At 69.4% G+C, this 19360-nt stretch carries 20 protein-coding genes; 10 read left to right on the forward strand and 10 right to left on the reverse strand.

From position 1 onward, the window contains the following. The first annotated feature begins 15 nt into the window (after positions 1-15). Entirely contained in the window at positions 16-783 is a 768-nt protein-coding gene (locus ACFFC4_RS08350) for a DUF429 domain-containing protein (RefSeq protein ID WP_375499686.1), read from the forward strand. Here the strand turns inward: ACFFC4_RS08350 and ACFFC4_RS08355 are convergent. Then, complete coding sequence (locus tag ACFFC4_RS08355) at positions 773-1075, reverse strand: MGMT family protein (RefSeq protein WP_375499688.1); 303 nt, start codon at positions 1073-1075, stop codon at positions 773-775. The genes ACFFC4_RS08350 and ACFFC4_RS08355 overlap by 11 nt on opposite strands. 83 nt (positions 1076-1158) lie before the next feature. On the opposite strand from ACFFC4_RS08355, the gene ACFFC4_RS08360 reads away from it, so the two are divergent. Then, a complete protein-coding gene (locus ACFFC4_RS08360; protein ID WP_375499690.1) occupies positions 1159-2583 on the forward strand; it encodes a hypothetical protein in 1425 nt (474 codons plus the stop codon). A gap of 249 nt (positions 2584-2832) precedes the next feature. Beyond that, positions 2833-3201 (forward strand): hypothetical protein, encoded by a 369-nt coding sequence (locus ACFFC4_RS08365; protein ID WP_375499692.1) that lies wholly within the window; start codon positions 2833-2835, stop codon positions 3199-3201. A 160-nt stretch (positions 3202-3361) separates the two neighbouring features. On the opposite strand, the gene ACFFC4_RS08370 is transcribed toward ACFFC4_RS08365, so the two are convergent. The 5 genes from ACFFC4_RS08370 to ACFFC4_RS08390 all read right to left on the reverse strand — a co-directional run bounded on the left by ACFFC4_RS08370 (position 3362) and on the right by ACFFC4_RS08390 (position 8386). Beyond that, positions 3362-3979, reverse strand: a complete 618-nt coding sequence (locus tag ACFFC4_RS08370; RefSeq protein WP_375499694.1) for a TIGR03086 family metal-binding protein — start codon at positions 3977-3979, stop codon at positions 3362-3364. A 27-nt stretch (positions 3980-4006) separates the two neighbouring features. Next, positions 4007-5167, reverse strand: coding sequence for an adenylyltransferase/sulfurtransferase MoeZ (gene moeZ / locus ACFFC4_RS08375; RefSeq protein ID WP_375499696.1), 1161 nt, complete (start codon positions 5165-5167; stop codon positions 4007-4009). Positions 5168-5240: 73 nt separating this feature from the next. Beyond that, on the reverse strand, positions 5241-6314 hold the full coding sequence (locus ACFFC4_RS08380) for a DUF3152 domain-containing protein (RefSeq protein WP_375499698.1): 1074 nt from the start codon (positions 6312-6314) through the stop codon (positions 5241-5243). Positions 6315-6361: 47 nt separating this feature from the next. Continuing rightward, entirely contained in the window at positions 6362-7357 is a 996-nt protein-coding gene (locus tag ACFFC4_RS08385) for an alpha/beta fold hydrolase (RefSeq protein ID WP_375499700.1), read from the reverse strand. 42 nt (positions 7358-7399) lie between these two features. Then, on the reverse strand, positions 7400-8386 hold the full coding sequence (locus ACFFC4_RS08390; RefSeq protein ID WP_375499702.1) for a Ku protein: 987 nt from the start codon (positions 8384-8386) through the stop codon (positions 7400-7402). 48 nt (positions 8387-8434) lie between these two features. On the opposite strand from ACFFC4_RS08390, the gene ligD (ACFFC4_RS08395) reads away from it, so the two are divergent. The 4 genes from ligD (ACFFC4_RS08395) (at position 8435) to ACFFC4_RS08410 (ending at position 11297) form a co-directional block, all read left to right on the forward strand. After that, positions 8435-9346, forward strand: coding sequence for a non-homologous end-joining DNA ligase (gene ligD, locus ACFFC4_RS08395; protein WP_375499704.1), 912 nt, complete (start codon positions 8435-8437; stop codon positions 9344-9346). Continuing rightward, complete coding sequence (gene ligD, locus ACFFC4_RS08400; RefSeq protein ID WP_375499706.1) at positions 9346-10299, forward strand: non-homologous end-joining DNA ligase; 954 nt, start codon at positions 9346-9348, stop codon at positions 10297-10299. The genes ligD (ACFFC4_RS08395) and ligD (ACFFC4_RS08400) overlap by 1 nt, the downstream gene beginning before the upstream one ends. Positions 10300-10381: 82 nt before the next feature. Next, complete coding sequence (locus ACFFC4_RS08405) at positions 10382-10972, forward strand: TetR/AcrR family transcriptional regulator (RefSeq protein WP_375499883.1); 591 nt, start codon at positions 10382-10384, stop codon at positions 10970-10972. A 97-nt stretch (positions 10973-11069) separates the two neighbouring features. Continuing rightward, entirely contained in the window at positions 11070-11297 is a 228-nt protein-coding gene (locus tag ACFFC4_RS08410) for a DUF3107 domain-containing protein (RefSeq protein ID WP_375499708.1), read from the forward strand. Between the two features lies 1 nt (position 11298). Here ACFFC4_RS08410 and ACFFC4_RS08415 read toward each other — a convergent pair whose 3' ends face one another. Beyond that, positions 11299-11949 (reverse strand): ferritin-like fold-containing protein, encoded by a 651-nt coding sequence (locus tag ACFFC4_RS08415; RefSeq protein ID WP_375499709.1) that lies wholly within the window; start codon positions 11947-11949, stop codon positions 11299-11301. Between the two features lie 175 nt (positions 11950-12124). Between ACFFC4_RS08415 and ACFFC4_RS08420 the strand changes: the two genes are divergently transcribed. The 3 genes from ACFFC4_RS08420 to ACFFC4_RS08430 all read left to right on the forward strand — a co-directional run bounded on the left by ACFFC4_RS08420 (position 12125) and on the right by ACFFC4_RS08430 (position 16282). Continuing rightward, on the forward strand, positions 12125-13867 hold the full coding sequence (locus ACFFC4_RS08420) for a DEAD/DEAH box helicase (RefSeq protein ID WP_375499711.1): 1743 nt from the start codon (positions 12125-12127) through the stop codon (positions 13865-13867). Between the two features lie 209 nt (positions 13868-14076). After that, positions 14077-15384 carry a PQQ-binding-like beta-propeller repeat protein gene (locus tag ACFFC4_RS08425; RefSeq protein ID WP_375499713.1) on the forward strand — a complete coding sequence of 436 codons (1308 nt, stop codon included), beginning with the start codon at positions 14077-14079 and terminating at the stop codon, positions 15382-15384. Between the two features lie 97 nt (positions 15385-15481). Continuing rightward, positions 15482-16282 carry an alpha/beta fold hydrolase gene (locus tag ACFFC4_RS08430; RefSeq protein ID WP_375499715.1) on the forward strand — a complete coding sequence of 267 codons (801 nt, stop codon included), beginning with the start codon at positions 15482-15484 and terminating at the stop codon, positions 16280-16282. A 4-nt stretch (positions 16283-16286) separates the two neighbouring features. On the opposite strand, the gene ACFFC4_RS08435 is transcribed toward ACFFC4_RS08430, so the two are convergent. The 3 genes from ACFFC4_RS08435 to ACFFC4_RS08445 are packed head-to-tail and all read right to left on the reverse strand — an operon-like array spanning position 16287 to position 19360. After that, on the reverse strand, positions 16287-17078 hold the full coding sequence (locus tag ACFFC4_RS08435; RefSeq protein ID WP_375499717.1) for a class II aldolase/adducin family protein: 792 nt from the start codon (positions 17076-17078) through the stop codon (positions 16287-16289). Continuing rightward, a complete protein-coding gene (locus ACFFC4_RS08440; RefSeq protein ID WP_375499719.1) occupies positions 17075-18523 on the reverse strand; it encodes an aromatic amino acid lyase in 1449 nt (482 codons plus the stop codon). Before ACFFC4_RS08440 ends, ACFFC4_RS08435 begins: the two co-directional genes overlap by 4 nt. A gap of 33 nt (positions 18524-18556) precedes the next feature. After that, positions 18557-19360, reverse strand: coding sequence for a trypsin-like serine peptidase (locus ACFFC4_RS08445; protein ID WP_375499721.1), 804 nt, complete (start codon positions 19358-19360; stop codon positions 18557-18559).

The raw sequence follows: 19360 nt of genomic DNA on the forward strand, positions 1-19360 counted from the left end.
GATGAGCGAGAGCCGGTGCGTAGCGTCGAGCGCGTGCTCACCGTCGGCGTCGATCTTGCGGCGTCGGCCGCGACGACCGCGGTGGCGGTGCTCGACTGGACGTCTTCGCCCTACGTTGTCGATCTCGTCCTGCCGGCCGACGACGACGCCGTCGTCAACGCCTGCCGCGACGCTACGAAGATCGGCCTGGACTGTCCGCTGGGGTGGCCGGAGCCGTTCGTCGAGTTCGTCACCGCGCATCGCGACGGCCGGCCCGTGGCGCCTGCGGGCACCGTCGGCGAGCGCCGGGCACTCGCCTATCGAGCCACCGATCTGCACTGCCAGACACTGGGCATGCGGCCGCTCAGCGTGTCGGCCGACCGCATCGGGCACGCCGCGTTCCGCTCCGCCGCGCTGCTCCCCCGGCTCGACGCGGGCACCGATCGCAGCGGCGCTGGTCGGGTCGTCGAGACCTACCCGGCCGGATCGCTGCGCCGCTGGGGCGACGCGAACCCGCATGGCTACAAGCGGTCCAGCGGCATCACCGGGCAGGCTCGGTTGGCGGCGAAGGTCGCGTGGCTGTTGGATGTGCTGCCGCTGTCCTTCGGCTCGGACGCGGTGGAGCGGGCATGCACGACGTCTGACCACGCCTTCGACGCAGTGATCGCGGGCATCACGGCACGGTTGACGCTGGAACCCGGCGCCGTCGACCCGATCCCCATTCATCTGCGTGAGTGCGCGCGCGTCGAGGGCTGGATCGCCGTGCCCACCGCTGGATCCCTGCGCGACCTCGCTACTCGCTGACGCCGTCCCACCGGAACCGCGTGAGGTCCACTCGTGCGCCGACGAAGCGCACGCCCTCGGACAGCAACCGTTGTCGCTGCTCGTCGAGCAGGTGCGGGGCGAGCGAGCCGTCGACCCGTACGACGCGGTGCCACGGCACGGTGCCGCCGTCCGCAGCCAGCACGTTGCCGACGACCCGGGCCGAACGCGTGCCGGCGAACTCGGCGACGTCGCCGTAGCTCATCACCCGACCCGCCGGGATCGACTCGACGCAACCGAGGATGCGGCGCGCGAAGTCTCCCTGCTCGGCCACGTCGCCCACCCTGCCACGCGAGAGTTGTCCACAGGTGGCCGGAAAGTTCAGCGGACTCGCGGGCGGTTTGTCAGGGTCAGGGCATGCCAACCGTGACGGTCGAGGTCGCCGACCTCTCGGCAGCCTCTCGCCAGCTGAACGTCTCGGTGGCCGAGCCGCTGTTGCGTCTGGTGGGCGGTGCGCTGGACGGCATCATGGCCGGAGGCGGCATGGCCGGCGACGACCCGGCCGGCGCACAGTGGGCCTCCGACTACGACAGCATCGCCCCCAGCGCGATTCAGGCTGCCGAAGACGTGATCAACTCCTGCTACCGCGTTTCGGCGATGCTCGGAGCCACCGCTCGCAACTACGCACAGGCCGAAGCAGCCTCGACGGTGCGGGGCCATCACGTCGATCCGCACATCACCAGCGCCGTCGCGACGCTGCCGGACGACACCCGCATCGGGTTGCCGTCAGCCGTGCCGTCCGCCGCGGGCGGTGGCTCGGGCGGGCCACCGGGCTGGCACTTCATTGCCGATCGCCTGGGCGGCCTCGTCTGGCCCAACGGTCATCAGGACCGCCTGCGCGCCACCGCCCGGGCCTGGACTGCGTCAGCCCAGGCCCTCGACGACTACGCCTTGGACGCAGTCCTCATCGACATCCGGCCGCTTGTCGACGGGCTACGCGAGGGCCCGGACATCTCGACGGTCTGCAACGCGCTGAGCGGGCACCTGCAGGCGGTCGCCTGTGCGCACCGCGGGCTCGCACACGCGTGTACCGAGCTCGCTGGGCACATCGATAACGCCCACTCCCGCATCGAGCACGAACTGGTCGAGTTGCTCGCGTGGACGGGGGGCATCCAGGCCGTCGGCGCCGTCGCCTCGATCTTCAGCTTCGGCACCGCAGAGGGGCCGACGCAGGCCGGCCAGGCCGCGCGCATCGCGGCGACGGCATTGAAGGTGATCGCCATCCTGCGGGACTTCATGGCGGCGGTGCAGACCGTGCTCGCCGAGATCGCTCCGCTCGCCGGCGCCGTCGCCGACGTCCGTGCGGCCGTTGCGTGGCTCAAAGATCTACGCATCGTCCAGGTCGAGGTCAGCGCCGTTCCCGGCCTGCGGGTCTACCAGGTCGCGCGCGTCGAACGGACTGGCAGCGAAGCAGCAACCACGACGAGAGTCACCGCCGGCGAGGAGGCGGCGCTTGACGAGCTTGCAGTCGAAGCTTCAACCGCTGGGACGGGTCGAGCCCGATGGACCAGCGGCAAGAAGCTCCGCGAACATTTTGCCAAGCACAAGAAGGAGTTTGAGTACGAGACGGCCGACGACTATGCGGACGCGGCTGCCGCGTTCTATGACCGTGCGAAAGCGGAGGGGTTACCGATGAAGGTTGATGAAGAGGGCGACATGCTTATATATGACGAATCCAGCAACACATTTGGCGTTTACACGGAAACAGGCAAAACGCGCACGATGTTCAAACCCAGAGACGGCATCAGATATTGGAACGAGCAACGAGGGACTACAAAGTGAGCGCCTACCAGTGCCCCGTTTGCGGCTTCCACGGGCTTGAGAGACCCCATCAACTGGCGTCTGGCAACGCTTCCTTTGAAATTTGTGAGTGCTGCACCTTCCAATTCGGTTACGACGATGACGACCAAGGCTTCACGTTTGCACAGTGGCGGGAGCAATGGATCGCGCGAGGGATGCCCTGGGGAGGGGACGGAGACGAAGAGCCGCCGCCGAATTGGGACCCGACGGCGCAGCTCGCGACACTGAACGATGCCTGACGGCGAGTATCGCGCCAGCGAGGTCAACCAACGGTTCTGTCGGCTCACCACGAAAGTCGCACCCGCGTTGACGTCCGTTCTTGCTGAGCACCTCGACGACAACCTCAGCGAGATGCTGCCGCACCTGTACTTCGGTGACGTCAGCCGATGGTTCATCGACCAGACGACCGCGCATGGCCCGTCGACCGAAGCGGCCCGGCTACTCGACCTGCTCGAGACCAGCTACCCAACCGCAGACGAGGACGTGCAGAACCTCATCGATGTGTCGTTTGTGGAGATGGTGCAGGACGAGCCGAAGGTCGTAGCGCTGTTCGGGCCGAACCTGCTCTCCCGTGTCGACCCGGAATTCCTCCCGTCGTAGCTCGACGCCGTTGCTTGTCACTCTTGAATCGCGATCTGGGCCGCCCAAGAGCGCGATTGGAGGGTGACAAGCGACCCAGGCCGGCTTGGTACCGCACATTGCCGGCAAGTTGATCTCTACAGGCGGTCGGACGCAGTGCGGCCCGGCTACGGACGCAAGGTCAGCGGTCATACACCGAATCCGACCAGCGCGGGTCACGGCCGGTCATGGCGATGAGCCGATCAAGGGCCGGCGCGTCGGGGGGCACCGCGACGGGGTGGTCGAACATGCCGCTCGCGGACAGGTCGCCGAACTTACGGGACTCCTGCCATACGGCCTGGACGACGTCGGCGGGCAGCGCGCCTGGGTAGCCGATGGCCCGGCCTAGGTCCCACGCATGCACGGTGATGTCGAAGATCATCTCGCGCAGGTAACCGCTGGCCGGGGTGTCCCCACGCGACAGCGACACCGTCCGCTCCAGCGCGCCGGGCACCGACACGGCCGTGGCGGCCTGCTCCGCGGTCTGGTCCCAGGCCTGTATGTAAGAGGCGCCGACCCCGTCCTCACGAACGAACGAGCGGGCTCGATCCACCGCGTCTGCAGCGGCGTCGAGCTCGAGCCCGTTCAACAGCGGCTCGACCCACAGGTGCTCGGTGATCAGGTGTGCGACAAGATCGGCAACGCTCCAGGCGGCGTTCGGTGTGGGCCCGTCCCACTGGTCGTCGGTGACCGCGTGGACTCGGGCGCCGAACTCACGCTGCAGGGTGAGAAAGATCTGAACAAGATCATGTTCGGGCACATACGACCCGTACCCCGGGACCCCTCGTCAGTACACGGGCAGTGACGGATCCACTTGATTAACCCAGGCAGTGACCCCGCCCTGCACGTGCACGGCGTCCTTAAAGCCGGCGCCCTTGACCGCGGCGAGCGTCTCGGCCGAGCGCACTCCCGTCTTGCAGTACATGACGATCTGCTTGTCCTGCGGCATCGAGGCCAGGGCGTCACCGCGCAGAATCTCGTCCTTCGGGACCAAGGTGGCACCCGGGATCCGAACGATCTCCCACTCGGCCGGCTCGCGAACGTCGACGAGGTAGACCGGCTTGTCGGAGTCCAGCAGCTCTTTGAGCTCGGATGCGGTGATCGTCGAACCGGCAGCAGCCCGCTGCGCCTCCTCGGACACCACGCCGCAGAACGCGTCATAGTCGATCAGTTCGGTGATCTTGGGGGCGGCCGGGTCCTTGCGGATCTTCAGCTCGCGCCACGTCATCTCCAGGGCGTCGAAGACGAGCAGGCGACCAAGCAGGGTGTCGCCGATGCCGGTGATCAGCTTGATCGCCTCGGCCACCATCATCGAACCGATCGCCGCACACAGCACGCCGAGTACGCCACCCTCGGCGCACGACGGCACCATGCCGGGCGGCGGCGGGTCGGGGTAGAGGTCGCGGTAGTTCGGGCCGAACTCGTCCCAGAACACCGACACTTGACCGTCGAAGCGGTAGATCGAACCCCAGACATAGGGCTTACCGAGCAGTACGCACGCATCGTTGACCAAGTAACGAGTCGCGAAGTTGTCGGTGCCGTCGACGATGAGGTCGTACTGGCCGAAGATCTCCAGGACGTTGTCGTTGTCGAGGCGGGTGTCGTGCACCACGACGTTCACCAGCGGGTTGATCTCGAGCACGGAATCCCGCGCGGACTCGGCCTTCGAGCGGCCGATGTCGCTCTGCCCGTGGATGATCTGACGCTGCAGGTTCGACTCGTCGACGACGTCGAATTCGACGATGCCCAACGTGCCGACACCAGCTGCAGCCAGGTACATCAGCGCAGGCGACCCGAGTCCACCGGCGCCGACGCACAGCACCTTGGCGTTCTTCAGCCGCTTCTGTCCGTCCATGGCGACGTCCGGGATGATCAGGTGCCGGCTGTAGCGGCGGACCTCATCGATCGACAGCGACTCAGCGGGCTGCACGAGTGGGGGCAGGCTCACGACGAACGTCCTTCACGGGTCGACTACGAACTCTGGGACAACGACGGGCGTGCCCGCGTCATTCCACCCCAGGCTAGTCGCCGAGCTTGTACTCGTCGTTCTTCGACGTGTCGGGTTGCTCGGCACCGGGAGCGCCTGAGACGCCTGGTGGGTACGGCCACGGGTTGGCCTGGCAGATCTGCTTGGTGACCGCGGAGCGAAGTCCGAAGCTCTGCTGCATCATCGCCGGCGCCAGCCCGCCGGGCAGGCACTGGTGGGCATGGTTGTGCCCGAGCGCGTGCCCGTCCTCGTGATTGATCATGTAGATCCGGTAGAGGGCGACGTCGCCCACGTAGGCCGCCGAGCCGCGTACCCACCGGGCGTCGTTGAAGATCACCCGGTTCGTAGTCAACCCGTCGACGGCCCCGGCCGGGGCATAGCAGGACGTCTCGACCGGGATCGAATAGCCGCAGTACGTGCGCACGGTCAGCGACGACGTCAGGGTGATGTGGAAGTCAATCGGACCCGAGTCGACGCGCTGCAGCGAGACGCCGTGCCCGGACCAGCTGCGCTTGTCCGAGAGCACCGACACGATCAGCGCCTGGTACTGCGCGAGGTCGATGCCTTTGACGCCGTTCTCAACGTCGATCGAGTAGCGGTATAGCTTGCCTCTACCGACGACCGGCGAGGTGCCTTTCAGCACGCGGAACGTCCCGTTGCCCTTGGTCGTGTACGCCGGGCCACTCGGGAGTGCGTAGCCCTTGAGCGCGACGTTGTTGTCCCCCGCGTTGGTCGCATCGCCTTTGAGCGGCATCTGTGCCGGCGCGGGCGGCGGCGAGGTCGCGCTGTTCGAGGCACCCATGGCCTCGGCCAGGGGCTTTGCCGGCTTGGACGTCGCGCTCGACGTCATCAGGGCCACAACGGTGACCACGGCCAGCACCGGGATGGCATACGCGCGCCAGCCCCAACGCCGGACGAAGGTCCGAAGGAACGACGCGAAGGTGCGCCTGGGCGGGCGACGGCTGGAGCGCGGGCCGTACCCGACCTGGGCGCGACGCGCTCCGTCATGCGCGGCACGGACGTCGTCGAGGGGGTCGCGCTGACGCAGCGCACGCCCCTCGCGGGGGTCGATCATCGTCGGCCCCCGCCCGTCCTGCCATGACGACACGCATCCACACTTCCACAGCCCCGCGAAAACCGCGGTATTGACAGCCGTCAGGCGACCGAGCCCTCGGAAGCCTTCCGCGACGAGTCGAGCAGCGCGATGACCGCGCGAGCCGAGGCCACCGGGTCCTCCATCATCGCGGTGTGCCCGATGTCCTCGAGCACGAGCAGCCGGGAGTTCGGGATCGCCGCGGCGACGTAGGGCGCGAGGTCCGGGGCCACGAGCCGGTCCTCGTCGCCCCACAGCACGAGCGTCGGCGCGGTGATGGCCCGCATCGCCTTCCAGGCCGTGCTGCTGCGCAGGAACTGCGACAGCGCCAGGCCGCGTAGCGAACGCAATACCGCAGACTCGGCCCACGGCAGGTCGGCGCGGTACGTCGCCTCCGCGACGGCCTCGGCCATGCGGGCCGGCGGGAAACGTTCGGGCTTGGCGAAACAGAGCTTGATCGTCCCCTTGACCCGGACGTCCACCGCGTAGCGTTTGTTGAACTGCTTGACCAGCAGCTCGCCGAGCAGCGGCAGGATGAGCACCGCCATCGTCTTGTCATGCTTCATCGGGTAGACGCGCAGCCGGTTGTCGGGCACAGCGGGCGAGACGAGGGTCAACGTCCGGATCAGGTCCGGACGACGCGAAGCCACCACGATGCTGATGGCGCCGCCCATCGAGTTGCCGGCCAGATGCACCGGGCCGCGGCCGGACTGCTCGATGTAGGCGATGACGAGGTCGGCGAAGGCGTCGAGGGTGTAGCGCCCGCGCGGCGCCGGACCGGAGTGCCCGTGGCCGTACAGGTCGATGGCGTCGACCGCGAGCCGGCCCCTCAGCAGACCGGCGAAATCGGTCCAGTTGGTCGCCGAACCACCGAGCCCGTGGACGAAGACGGCCGGCTCCGCCGCCGAATCGTTGCTCGGCGTGCTGCGCACCGTCACGCTGACGCCGCCGATGTCGACCTCGCGCAACGGCCACGACGGTGCATCGAGGTCGACGGCAGGCAGCTCGAGATCGGCGAGCGGAGCTGTGGGTGCGGTACGAGACGGCGGTTTCGGCATCCGAACAGCGTACTTTTCCGACGCGTCCGTCGCCTGGTGAAGTCAGGCAGTCTTGCGCGCTGCTTTCTTGGCCGCGGCCTTCTTCGCGGGTGCCTTCTTGGCGGCCTTCTTCGCCGCGGCTTTTCTGGCCGGCGCCTTCGCAGCCGCCGTCACAGCCGCCTTCGCAGCTGCTTTCGTGGCGGGCGCCTTCTTCGCCGGCGCCTTCTTCGCCGCGGCCGCCCCGCCCGCAGAACTGCCGGCCGAGCTCTCGCCGCGGCCCTTCTTGGCCGCCTCGACCGACGCCCGCAGCGCGGACATCAGGTCGACGACATTGCCCGCGGTCGGCTGCTGCTCGTCGACCTCGACGATCTCGCGTCCCTCGACCTTGGCCTCGATGACCGACTCGAGCGCCTCACGGTAGTTGTCGGTGTACAACTCGGGTTCGAAGTCGCCGGCCATGCTCTCGACGAGCGAGCGTGCCATCTGCTGCTCCTGCGGGCGCAGCTCGACGTCCTCGTCCAGGAAGGCGAAGTCGGCCTCGCGCACCTCGTCGGGCCAGATCATCGTCTCGAGCAGGATGACGCCATCACGCACGCGCAGGACGGCCAGCTGCTCGCGGTTGCGGATGGCCACCTTCACCACGCCGACCGTGTCGCTGTCGGCAAGCGCGTCGCGCAGTAGCACGTACGGCTTGACCGCACTCTTGTCCGGCTCGAGGTAGTAGCTCTTGTTGTAGTAGATCGGGTCGATCTGTTCGGCGGGCACAAACTGCACGACGTCCACCACGCGCGCGCTGGGCAGTGGCAGGTCCTTGAAATCGTCGTCCGTGAGCACCACCGTCTCGCCCGAACCGAGCTGGTAGCCCTTGGCGATGTCGGCGTACTGCACCTCCTCGCCGTCGCTCTCTGCCACCCGCTTGTAACGGATGCGCGCGCCGTCGCTACGGCGGACCTGGTTGAAGCTGACGCTCTTCTCCTCGGTCGCGGCATAGAGCTTGACGCCGATGCTCACCAGCCCGAAGGACACACTGCCCTTCCAGATCGAGCGCATGAACTCTCCTCATCGACGGTTAGCCCATAGTTTGGACGGGTGTACCCGATGCTCGCTACCGCAACCACCGCGCTGCCCGTCGGCGCCGGCTGGGCGTACGAGTTCAAGTGGGACGGCATCCGGGCGCTGGTAGACGTCGGCGACCACGGCGTGCGGATGACGAGCCGACGCGGCAACGACATCTCGGCCGGTTATCCCGAACTCGTGGCGCAGGCGGCGGACGTGGGTGACGCGTTGCTCGACGGCGAGATCGTGGCCTTCGTCGACGGTCGGCCGTCCTTCGGACAGCTGCAGACGCGGATGCATCTGCGCGGGGCGAAGGACGTCGCACGGGCGGCCGTTGACGCGCCGGTGACGTTCGTCGCATTCGACCTGCTGCGCCGCTTTGGCGTCGATCTCACCACCCGTCCCTACACCGAGCGCCGCGCGACGCTGGAACGCTTCGCGGCCGAGTACGAGGGCTGGACGTTGAGCCCGTCGTTCGACGACGGCCCGGCGACGGAGCTGGTCGCGCGCGAGCACGGCCTGGAGGGCGTGGTGGCCAAGCGCACCGATTCCAACTACCACCCCGGGCGGCGCAGCGAGCACTGGCGCAAGCTGCGCTTCGTCCGCTCTGGCGATTTCTCGGTCATCGGCTGGGAGGGCGCGGCCGAGAACCCGGACACGCTGAGCTCGCTGCTGCTCGGCATAGTCACCGACGACGGGCTGCGGTTCGCGGGCAAGGTCGGTAGCGGGCTGTCCGGACGGACGGCGTCGACGATCCAGCGCCGGCTGACCGCGACCACGGCGTCGGCCGTCCCGGACGTGCCGCGTTCGATCGGCGGGCGGCAGATGCACTGGGTCGAGCCGGACCTCGTCGTCGAGGTCGAGTTCGCGTCGTGGACGGGCGATCACCGGCTGCGCCACCCGGTTTTCCGCGGCGTCCGCGACGACAAGACGGTGCAGGAGGCGAGGGGCTGATGAACGCTGCGTCCGCGGCTGGCAACAAAGTGACCGTCGACGTCGAGGGCCGCCACCTGACGCTGTCGAACCTGCACAAGGTGCTCTACCCCGAAGCGGGCTTCGCGAAGGGCGAGGTGATCGACTACTACACGCGCATCGCGCCGGTACTGCTGCCGCACCTGGCCGACCGGCCGCTGACGGTGAAGCGTTATCCGAACGGCGTCGACGGCATGTTCTTCTACGAGAAGAACGCCACGCGCGGCACCCCGGGCTGGGTGCGAACGAAGACGCTGCCGGTGCCGGGCTCGACGAAGAACCGCGAGACGATCGACTATGTCGTCGTCGAGGCGCTGCCCGACCTCGTGTGGCTGGCGAACCTGGCCGCACTGGAGCTGCACGTGCCGCAGTGGCGGGTGCCGCCACGCGCTCGCAAGCCGCGCACCGACCTGATCGTCTTCGACCTCGATCCGGGGCCGCCGGCCACGATCGTCGAGTGCAGCGAGGTCGCGATCCTGCTGCGTGATCTGCTCGTGGCCGACGGGTTCTCGCCGGTGGCGAAGACGTCCGGATCGAAGGGCATGCAGGTCAGCGTTCCGATCGAGTGCGACGACCCCGAGCTGCCGTCCACCTACGCGCGGTTGCTCGCCCGGCGGCTCGAGACCGACCGCCCCGACCTCGTCGTCTCCCGGATGGCGAAGGAGCTGCGGCCGAACAAGGTGCTCGTCGACTGGAGCCAGAACAACCCGGCGAAGACGACGGTGGCGCCCTACTCGTTGCGCGCCCGCCCGCAGCCGACGGTGTCCACCCCGCTGACGTGGGACGAAGCCGGATCCGGCGAACTGCTGTCATTCACCGCGGCCGACGTGCTCGAGCGGGTGGCCGAGTTCGGTGACCTGTTCGCCGGGGTCCTCGACGACGGGCAGCGCGCGCGGCTTACTGCGAAGACGGTGGCCACAGCTACCCGCGGGTAGGATTCCGCGGACAGGATCGAGCGGCAGAAGGGGCGACAGCGTGTCGAGCGCGGTAGGTGCCGAACTGGGCCGGGGCGGCCGGATGCCCCGGTCGGCGCGGCGCATACAGCTGCTCGCCGCCGCCCAGGAGGTGTTCGTCGCGCAGGGCTATCACGCCGCCGCGATGGACGACATCGCCGAGCGCGCCGGCGTCTCCAAGCCGGTGCTCTATCAGCACTTCCCCGGCAAGCTCGATCTGTACCTCGCCCTGCTCGACACCCAGACCTCGGCGCTGGCAGAGGGCGTCCGCGCGTCGCTCGAGGGCACGCGCGACAACCGCGAACGCATTCACCGCGTGCTCTTGGCGTACTTCGGCTTCGTCGACCGCGACGATCACGACGGCGCCTTTCGGCTCATCTTCGAAAGCGACCTCGTCAACGACCCCGAGGTCCGCAAGCGCGTCGAGTCCGTCACCGCCCGCACCATGGAAGCGGTGGCCGACACCGTCGCGTCCGACACCGGGTTGAGCCGGGCCGAGGCCGAACTGCTGGCTACTGCGCTCACCGGATCGGCACAGGTGGTGGCCCGGTGGTGGCTGGCCAGCGACCGCCCGGTCAGCCAGGAGGATGCGATCACCCTGCTCGAGACGCTGCTGTGGCGCGGCATCTCGAACTTCCCGCGCCGCGAGGACTGACGGACTGTTCGCTGTCGGCGCAGCGGTCGCCGCGGCAAGCACGTCGACGCTCGACTAGCGTGGTCGGTACGCATTATCAACGAGCTGGAGGTTCGGCGTGGAGGTCAAGGTCGGCGTGCTGCACACGTCCCGCGAGATCGTCGTGGACAGCCCGCAGAGTGGCGAGGAAGTGCAGGCCCTCGTCGACGCCGCGCTGAAGAGCATCGACGGCCAACTTGTGCTGTCCGACGAGAAGGGCCGCAAGATCATCGTTCCGGCCAACCTCGTCGCCTACGTCGACATCGCCCCGAGCGACACCCGCCGCGTGGGGTTCGTCGCCGGCTGAGTTACGAGTCGAGCCCCAGCGCAACCATGCGCTCGGCGTGCCGGTCGGTGATCCGGGTGATCAACGCAGGCACGCCGGCAAGGCCACCGGTGCCCTCGACCAGCAGCATCATCAACGACTCGCGATCGGCGAGCACGTGCTGCGTCTGGCTGATGGCCTCGCCGACGAGCCGCCGGGCCCACAGCGCAAGCCGACCGGCGACGGCCGGTTGCACGGCGATCGCGGCCTGCACCTCGCGCACCGCGAACTCCGCCCGGCCCTCGTCGGTGAGCACCTCGTGGATGAGTGCGGACGTCGCGTCGTCGACCAGCGCGGCGACCTCGCGGTAGAAGTCCGCGCCCATTCCGTCGCCGACATACGCCTTGACGACGCACTCGAGCCATGTCGATGGCGCGGTGAGCGAGTGGAAGGTCTCGAGCGCCGCAACAAACGGTGCCATGGCCTCGTCGGGCTGCTGGCCGATTTCGAGCAACCGGTCGGCCAAGCGGCGGAAATGCCCGAACTCGACGGCGGCCATCGCCGACATCTCGGCCCGTCCGGCGAGACTGGGTGCAAGCCGCGCGTCATCGGCCAGTCGGTCGAACGCGCTCAGCTCGCCGTAGGCCAGCACGCCGAGCAGGTCGACGACGGCGTTTTCCGCAGCGGGGGCCATTCGCGCAGGTTAGCGTCCGCCCTGACCAGCCAACGGATACCATGGACGTGCTGGAACCAATCCAGAGCACCACTAATGAATCTGCGCGTTGACCGCAGGCGCCGCCCGCACCACGCGGGTCGCAGCCGCCGGGCACCTTCCCTCATCGGTCGACGCACCTACGCGAGGATGCGCTGTGACCGAAGAACTGGCTGATTTGACCGCTGAGCTGACGCCGGCCGAACTCGACCACCGCTCGGACCTCACCGAGGCCGAGATCGCGCCGGTTGAGCCCGAACCGCTGGCCGCCAAGGCCCCGGTGAGCACCGAGAGCCCGCTGTTCTCCAGCTTCGACATCAAGCCCGAGATCGTCCAGGCCCTCAACGACGTGGGCATCGAGCGCACGTTCGCGATCCAGGAACTCACCCTGCCGATCGCGCTGGCCGGCAACGACCTGATCGGCCAGGCGCGCACCGGGTCGGGCAAGACGCTCGGTTTCGGCGTTCCGCTGCTCAACCGCATCACGCTGCCCGGCGGTGCCGGCGCGCGGCCGCAGGCCCTGGTCGTGGCGCCCACCCGCGAGCTGGCCGTCCAGGTGTCGGCCGACCTGGCGAGCGCCGGCAAGCTCGTCGGCGCACGCGTGCTGACCATCTACGGCGGCCGCGCCTACGAGCCGCAGATCGAGGTCCTGAAGAAAGGCGTCGACGTCGTGGTCGGAACGCCCGGGCGGCTGCTCGACCTCGCCCAGCAGGGTCACCTGTCGCTCGCCGACGCCCGGATCCTTGTGCTCGACGAGGCCGACGAGATGCTCGACCTCGGCTTCCTGCCGGACATCGAGAAGCTGCTGACGATGGTGCCTGCTGCCCGTCAGACCATGCTGTTCTCGGCCACCATGCCCGGCCCGATCGTCACGCTGGCCCGGCAGTTCCTCATCCAGCCGATCCAGATCCGGGCCGAGGCCGAGACGTCCATCCCGAGCACCTCGCACGTCGATCAGTTCGCCTACCGGGCGCACGCCATGGACAAGGCCGAGATGCTCTCGCGGGTCCTGCAGGCCCGTAACCGCTCGCTGGTGTTGATCTTCACTCGCACCAAGCGCACTGCGCAGAAGGTGGCCGACGATCTCGAGGACCGCGGTTTCGCGGCCGCCGCGATCCACGGCGACCTCGGCCAAGGCGCCCGCGAGCAGGCGCTACGCGCGTTCCGCTCGGGCAAGGTGGACGTGCTGGTCGCCACCGATGTCGCGGCCCGGGGGCTGGACGTCGAGGGCATCTCGCACGTCGTCAACTACCAGGCGCCCGAGGATGCGATGACCTATGTGCACCGCATCGGACGCACGGCCCGCGCGGGCAAGCAGGGCACGTCGGTCACCTTCGTGGACTGGGACGACGTACCGCGCTGGAAGCTGATCTGCGCGACCCTCGAGCTGCCGTTCGCCGACCCGGCCGAGACGTATTCGACCTCGCCGCACCTCTACGCCGACCTTGATATCCCCGAAGGTGTCTCCGGCACGCTCCCCCGCTCATCGCGCACCCGGGCCGGTCTGGACGCAGAGGAGCTCGAAGACCTCGGCGGGCGTCCGGCGGCGCGCGGTCGCGACCGGGGTCGCGACGCCGGCCGAACCGAGCGCCAGCAAGGTGGGCGCAGTGGCGGGCGCGGTGGTGAGCGCGAGGTTGCTCGCGAACGTCCCGAGCGCCCGGCCCGCAGCGGGACCCGCACACGTACCCGGACCCGCGGTGGCCAAAGCACCGCTGACAACAGCGCACCCAGCGTCGTCGCGGCCGGCGGCCCTGTCGAGTCGACGTCGACCAGCGGCGAGCAGGGCGACGGGCCCCGCCGCCGCCGCCGCGGCTCCCGGGGGCGCGGCCGGGGTGGCGCCGCCGGCGCCGTCGAGTCCGGCACCAGCACGGGCGGGACGGCCACCGGCGAATCTGCGTGACCGCCCTCCGCTGCGCTCCGGGCGCCGAAGGCCATTCCGATCTGTCCTGCTCCGACTGCGTCGTCGCATGACCACCCTCCGCTGCGCTCCGGGCGCCGAAGGCCATTCCGATCTGTCCTGCTCCGACTGCGTCGTCGCATGACCACCCTCCGCTGCGCTCCGGGCGCCGAAGGCCACGCCCCCTCGTCCTGCTCCGACTACGTCGTCGCATGACAGCGTCACGGGTTGACGCGCCGGCGGAGGAGTCGGACGCGGCGCTTGCGCGCTACCGCGTCGGGCTGCGCAAACAGCGGCTCGTGTACTTCTCCGTCGTCGGCGCGATCGTCGTTGCGCTTGTCGTGACGGTGTCCATCGCCTGGTCGCGAGGCGAGGCAGCCAACACCACGCTGCGCACCGTGACCGCACCGCCGGCCAACCTGGCTATCGCCTCGCCGGCCGCCGCTGCACAGGTCGCATGGCGCACCAGCGACAGCGCCGCGATCGGCAACCCGCGTTCCGGCGGCACGGTCGTGGTCTACAGCCGGCACACGGTCCGCGGGGTCGACGCCCGCACCGGCAAGCAGACCTGGTCATACACGCGCTCGAACCGAACGGTGTGCGCAGCTGCGCAGGCACAGGGCACAACGGTCGCGGTCTACGAGGTCGGCGGCAACTGCGACGAACTCACCGGGCTCGACTCCGGCACGGGGCGCCGGAGGTGGACCCGCACGCTCGACGAGGACGGCCGGCCGCTGAACGGCCACCCGCAGATCCAGGTCATGAACGACCTGGTCATGTTCACGACCGCCGGCGTCATCTACACGATCCAGACCGGCGGGACCCAGCCGTACGACAAGTGGGTCTACACCCGCTTCGGGTGCAGCATCCAGCGAGCTGTGCTGGGCAGCCTGAACGTCCTGATCAGCCAGACCTGCACCGACCCCGGCTGCGGCACGTTGAAGTTCTGTGGACGGGGACCGCAGCTGCTGCTGCGTAGCAACGACCCGGCCGACGACAAGAGCAAGAACCCCACCAACTACGACAAGATCATCTGGAATTTGATCGGCAACACCGACGTACCGGTCTCCGTCGACAACAGGGTGTCGGCGTTGAACACCACGACCAGCGAGCTCGACCTGTTCAGCTCGACCAGCGGCCAGCCGAACGGATCGACCACGTTGTCCCCCGCGCCGGCCGCGTCGGGCGCCATCACGGTGACCTCGGCGGGCGACGACCTGCTGGTGACGGTGCGCGGCGTGGCGGCCGCGCTGGGCGGCGATCCCAACCGGCCGACCTGGGCCCGCAGCGTGACCGCGCCGTTGACCGCCGTGCCCACTGCGGATTCGGCCGACCTCACCATCGACGACGCGCGCATCACCGTCCCGACGTCGACGGGCGCAGCCGTGCTCGACGGCGTCTCCGGACAGGTGGTCCACGCGGTCACCTTGACCCCGCTCCCCCCGGCCGGCTCGTCGATCTACCCACTCGGAGCGGGTGAGCTGGCAACCGGCCCGGCCGGCACCGTGGCGTACCGGTGAGCGACGCTTGCGGAGCGAACGATGTGATCATCGCGGCGCAGCCGCGTATCGGCGCGAGGCCGGGCCCGAGCGCAGCGAGTGGTCGGGGTGAGTGTCGGTGACGGAGCTGCTCGAGATCGACGGTGCGTCCCTGGTCGCGCTGACGGCCGGGCCGTCGGCTGCGCCGCCGGTGCTGCTCGTGCCCGGGTACACCGGCAGCAAGGAGGACTTCGCGCCGCTGCTGGGTCCGATCGGCGAGGCGGGGTTGCGCGCGGTGGCCATCGACCTGCCCGGGCAGTACGAGTCCCCCGGCCCCGACGACCCGGACGCCTACCGCCCCGACGCCCTGGCCAGAACCGTGGTGGCGGCCGCGCAGCTACTGGGTCCGGGCGTCCGTCTGCTCGGCCACTCGTTCGGTGGACTCGTTGCGCGGGCCGCGGTGATCGCCGCACCGTCCGCCTTCGCCTCGCTTGTGCTGCTGTCGTCCGGTCCGGCCGCGCTGGGTGGGGTGCGACGGAAGCGCATCGAGCAGCTCGAGCCACTCCTGGCCGCGTCCGGCCTCAACGGCGTCTATGCGGCGATGCAGGCGGCTGCCACCGCTGAGCCCGGATACGTCGAGCCGCCGGTCGAGCTCGCGGAGTTCCTGCGTCAGCGCTTCCTCGCCGGCTCACCGGCCATGCTGCAGGGTATGGGCGAGGCGTTGCGGCTCGAACCCGATCGCGTCGCGGAGCTCGCCGCGACCGGTGTGCCCGCCCTCGTCGTGCACGGCGAGCACGACGACGCGTGGGATCCGGCGACGCAGCAGGACATGGCCGAGCGGCTCGGCGCGCGGTACGCCGTGGTCTCGCACGCCGCGCACTCGGCGGCCGTCGAAAACCCCGTCGACCTCCTAACGGTGCTGCTCGACTTCTGGCGCTGACCGCTCAGTCAGCCACGTCGGGGTGGTCGCGCAGGATGCGCTCACGCAGCGGCTGGAACTGGAACCAGCCGGCGTGCTCGTTGCCGACCTGCCCACGGGTGATCGTCGCCTCCGCGTCGCCGATCTGGCGCGGCTGCGAACCCAGCCCGGCGGCGGCCGCATAGGCCATCAGCTGGCTCTGTGCGGTGCGTTCGAGGGTCAGGAACCACCAGGCCGCACTGTCGACCGTCTCGCCGACGGTGAGTATGCCGTGGTTGCGCAGGATGACGGCCTTGTGCGAACCGAGGGCCGCGCCGATGCGTCGGCCCTCCTCGGGGTCCAGGACCACGCCGGTGAAATCGTCGAACACGCCGAAGTCGTCGTAGAACGCGCAGGCGTCCTGGGTCAGCGGTTCGATGCCCATCTCGAGCGCGGAGAGCGTCTTGCCGTACGGGCCGTGCGCATGCGCCGCCGCGACGATGTCGGGTCGGGCCGCGTGCACCGCGCAATGGATGGCGACCGCGGCTTGGTTGACGGCCCGGTCGCCCTCGAGGACGTCGCCTTCAGCGTCGACCCGGACCAGGTCGGAGCTGCGCACCATCGCGAAGTGCAGCCCGAACGGGTTGACCCAGAAGGTGTGCGGGAACTCGGGATCGCGCACGGTGACGTGGCCGGCCACGCCCTCGTCCAGGCCGGCCTTGCTGAACATCCGGAACGCGACGGCGAGCGTGGTCTTGCGGTGTGCGCGCTCGGTTTCGATCGAGTCGAAGGTCGGCGGGCTGGGGACGTGCAGGGTACGAGCGGCTGTGGTCGTCACCACTGCAGTATGTCCCGTCCTAGCACAGATTCCCACGTTCGGTCCGTCAGCAGATCCTGCGCAAGCAGCAGGTCTGCGGTCAGGTCCCGGTCGGCTAGCGACGGGTTGATCCCGGCGCAGCGGGTCAGCCACCCGGCGAGCGGCGCCGGTTCCAGCTTGCGCATCCGCAGGCAGCGCACCGCGGCGATCAGTTCGCCGGCCAGCACGCTGCGGTAGACGCCAACCGCGTCAAGCGCCTGTCGCGCCCCCAGCGAGGCGAAACTGGCGTCCTCTTCCACGCCGTGCGAGAGCGTCACCGTCTGCAGGCTGGCCGGCGTCGCGAGCGCACGCAGGGACGACAGTGCCGAGGCGACGACGTACTCCACCGTCATCACCCCCGACGCCCCGGGACGACCGTCGCCGAGGAACGGCGGCAACCCGGTGATCGACGGGTCGCACAGCATCGACAGCCGGGCCAGCGACAGCTGCGCGGCCTGAGCCAGGGCCAGCCGCACCGCGTCGAGGGCCTGGGCCAGGTAGGCCACGTGGAAGCCGCCGTGGTGGGCGACCTCCTCGTGCGGCAGGAAGATCGGGTTCTCGCTCGGCGCGTTGGACAGCTTGCTCACCACTGCGTCGAGTGTGTTCAGGGTGTCGAGCAGCGGGCCGTGTACCTGGGGCAGCGCCCGCAGCGCGAACGGATCCTGGATGCGGGCTCCCCCGCTCTCGACGTCGACGAGCTCCCTCATCCGACGGCACACCTGCTGCGCGCCGGGAAACGGCGTGACCTCTTCGACCCCATGGCTGAAGGCCTCGGGGTTCCCGCGCACGCCCGTAAAGGTGGCGGCGGCGATGAGTAAGGACTCCTCGGCGAGGTGACGCAACGCGGTGCTGGCCAGCGCGGCGTCCGCGATCGTGGCTGCGTTGCTCGAGAGCAGGGGCAGCGCGTCGCCGATGCCGACCGGGATCGGGGCCGGCAGTGGACGCGCGACGGGTATCTCGCCCAGCAGGGTCAGGGCCACCGTCGCGAGGGCGGCCAGGTCGCCGGTGCCGACACCGCCCAGCTCACGCAGCGGCGGCAGGGCATCGATAGCGATCATCGTGGCCAGGCCGTCGATCACCACCGGGTCGACGCCGCTCCCCCCGGCGGCCAGCTGGTTGAGCCGGACCACCAACGTGGCCCGGACGCGCTCGGGTGAGCGCAGCGGCCCGAGCGACGAGGCGTGGCTGCGCAGCAGGGCCAAAGCGGGGTCGTCGCCGACCCCGGGCAGCACGTCATCGAGCGGGATCAGCCGGTTCCCGCCGACCCCGGTCGAGCGGCCGTAGACCGGGCGGCGCGCTGCCGCCTGATCGGCATATGCCTGCGCGGCTGTTGCCCGGGCGAGTGAGGTGACCCGGACCGTCTCGCCGCCGGCGGCCACGCGCGCGATGTCCGCAACCGCCAGCGAGGATCCGTCGAGCTCGAGCACTCCCGAGACGCTAGCGCATCGCGTTTAACCGGTTCAACAGCCGTCGCTGCCCGCGCTGGGCACGGTGTCGGCGGGCCGTCCCGTTGCCGCGCGCAAGTAGGTCATGTACGTGTCGCGTCCGAACGGTGACGAGAACGAGTTCCACTCGTAGCAACCGCCCTGGTTCAGGCCGCCGATCAGTCCCACGACGATGTTCGGCAGGCCGCGGTGCGTCAACAGGAACGGGCTGCCACTCGTCCCGCCGGGGTAGCCGTGACAGTTGAACGTGGGGTACCCCTGGGTCAGCACGATGGTGTTGACGCACTGGATCGGCTCGTCGTCGATGCCGTAGGGGTAGGCGACGCTGGTGACGGTCGTACCCGCCCGCGGTGCAACGCCGAGCAGCGAGCCGCCGGTGACGTCCTGCAGGCGCACCGTCCGACCGCCAACCGTCTGCGGCGCTACCTGCAGGAACGCGTAATCGGTCTTGGGGTCCTGCGTCGCCACCCACCGCGGTGACACCCAGGCCTTCTGCACCGTCCACACGCCGTACGGCGTTCGGCCGTTGACGTACCCGGGAGCGAAGAGCAGGCCGGCCCCACTGCCCGCGATGCAGTGCGCCGCGGTCAGCACCAGCCCGCCGCGCGGGGTGAGCACCACGCTGGCCGAGCAACTGTGCGGATTCGCCAGCCCGTCGTCGAACACCGCGCCGACGCTCGGCACGCCGCCGAAGTTCGTGGCGGTCGGCGTGCCGGGCGGGGCTCCGGGGTCGTCGGCGAACGCAGGGGCCGCAGCGACCCCGGCGATGCCGACGGCAGCGAGCAGGGCGACGGTCAGGACGAGGAGTCTGCGCAGCAC

Source organism: uncultured Jatrophihabitans sp., from assembly GCF_964244045.1.
In the GTDB taxonomy this organism is placed as follows: domain Bacteria; phylum Actinomycetota; class Actinomycetes; order Mycobacteriales; family Jatrophihabitantaceae; genus Jatrophihabitans.

Coding starts and splice junctions, on each gene's coding strand:
- ACFFC4_RS08360 (WP_375499690.1), top strand. CDS start 1,159: ATGCCAACCGTGACGGTCGAGGTCGCCGACCTCTCGGCAGCCTCTCGC.
- ACFFC4_RS08365 (WP_375499692.1), top strand. CDS start 2,833: ATGCCTGACGGCGAGTATCGCGCCAGCGAGGTCAACCAACGGTTCTGT.
- ACFFC4_RS08385 (WP_375499700.1), bottom strand. CDS start 7,357: ATGCCGAAACCGCCGTCTCGTACCGCACCCACAGCTCCGCTCGCCGAT.
- ACFFC4_RS08390 (WP_375499702.1), bottom strand. CDS start 8,386: ATGCGCTCGATCTGGAAGGGCAGTGTGTCCTTCGGGCTGGTGAGCATC.
- ligD (WP_375499704.1), top strand. CDS start 8,435: ATGCTCGCTACCGCAACCACCGCGCTGCCCGTCGGCGCCGGCTGGGCG.
- ligD (WP_375499706.1), top strand. CDS start 9,346: ATGAACGCTGCGTCCGCGGCTGGCAACAAAGTGACCGTCGACGTCGAG.
- ACFFC4_RS08405 (WP_375499883.1), top strand. CDS start 10,382: ATGCCCCGGTCGGCGCGGCGCATACAGCTGCTCGCCGCCGCCCAGGAG.
- ACFFC4_RS08415 (WP_375499709.1), bottom strand. CDS start 11,949: ATGGCCCCCGCTGCGGAAAACGCCGTCGTCGACCTGCTCGGCGTGCTG.
- ACFFC4_RS08425 (WP_375499713.1), top strand. CDS start 14,077: ATGACAGCGTCACGGGTTGACGCGCCGGCGGAGGAGTCGGACGCGGCG.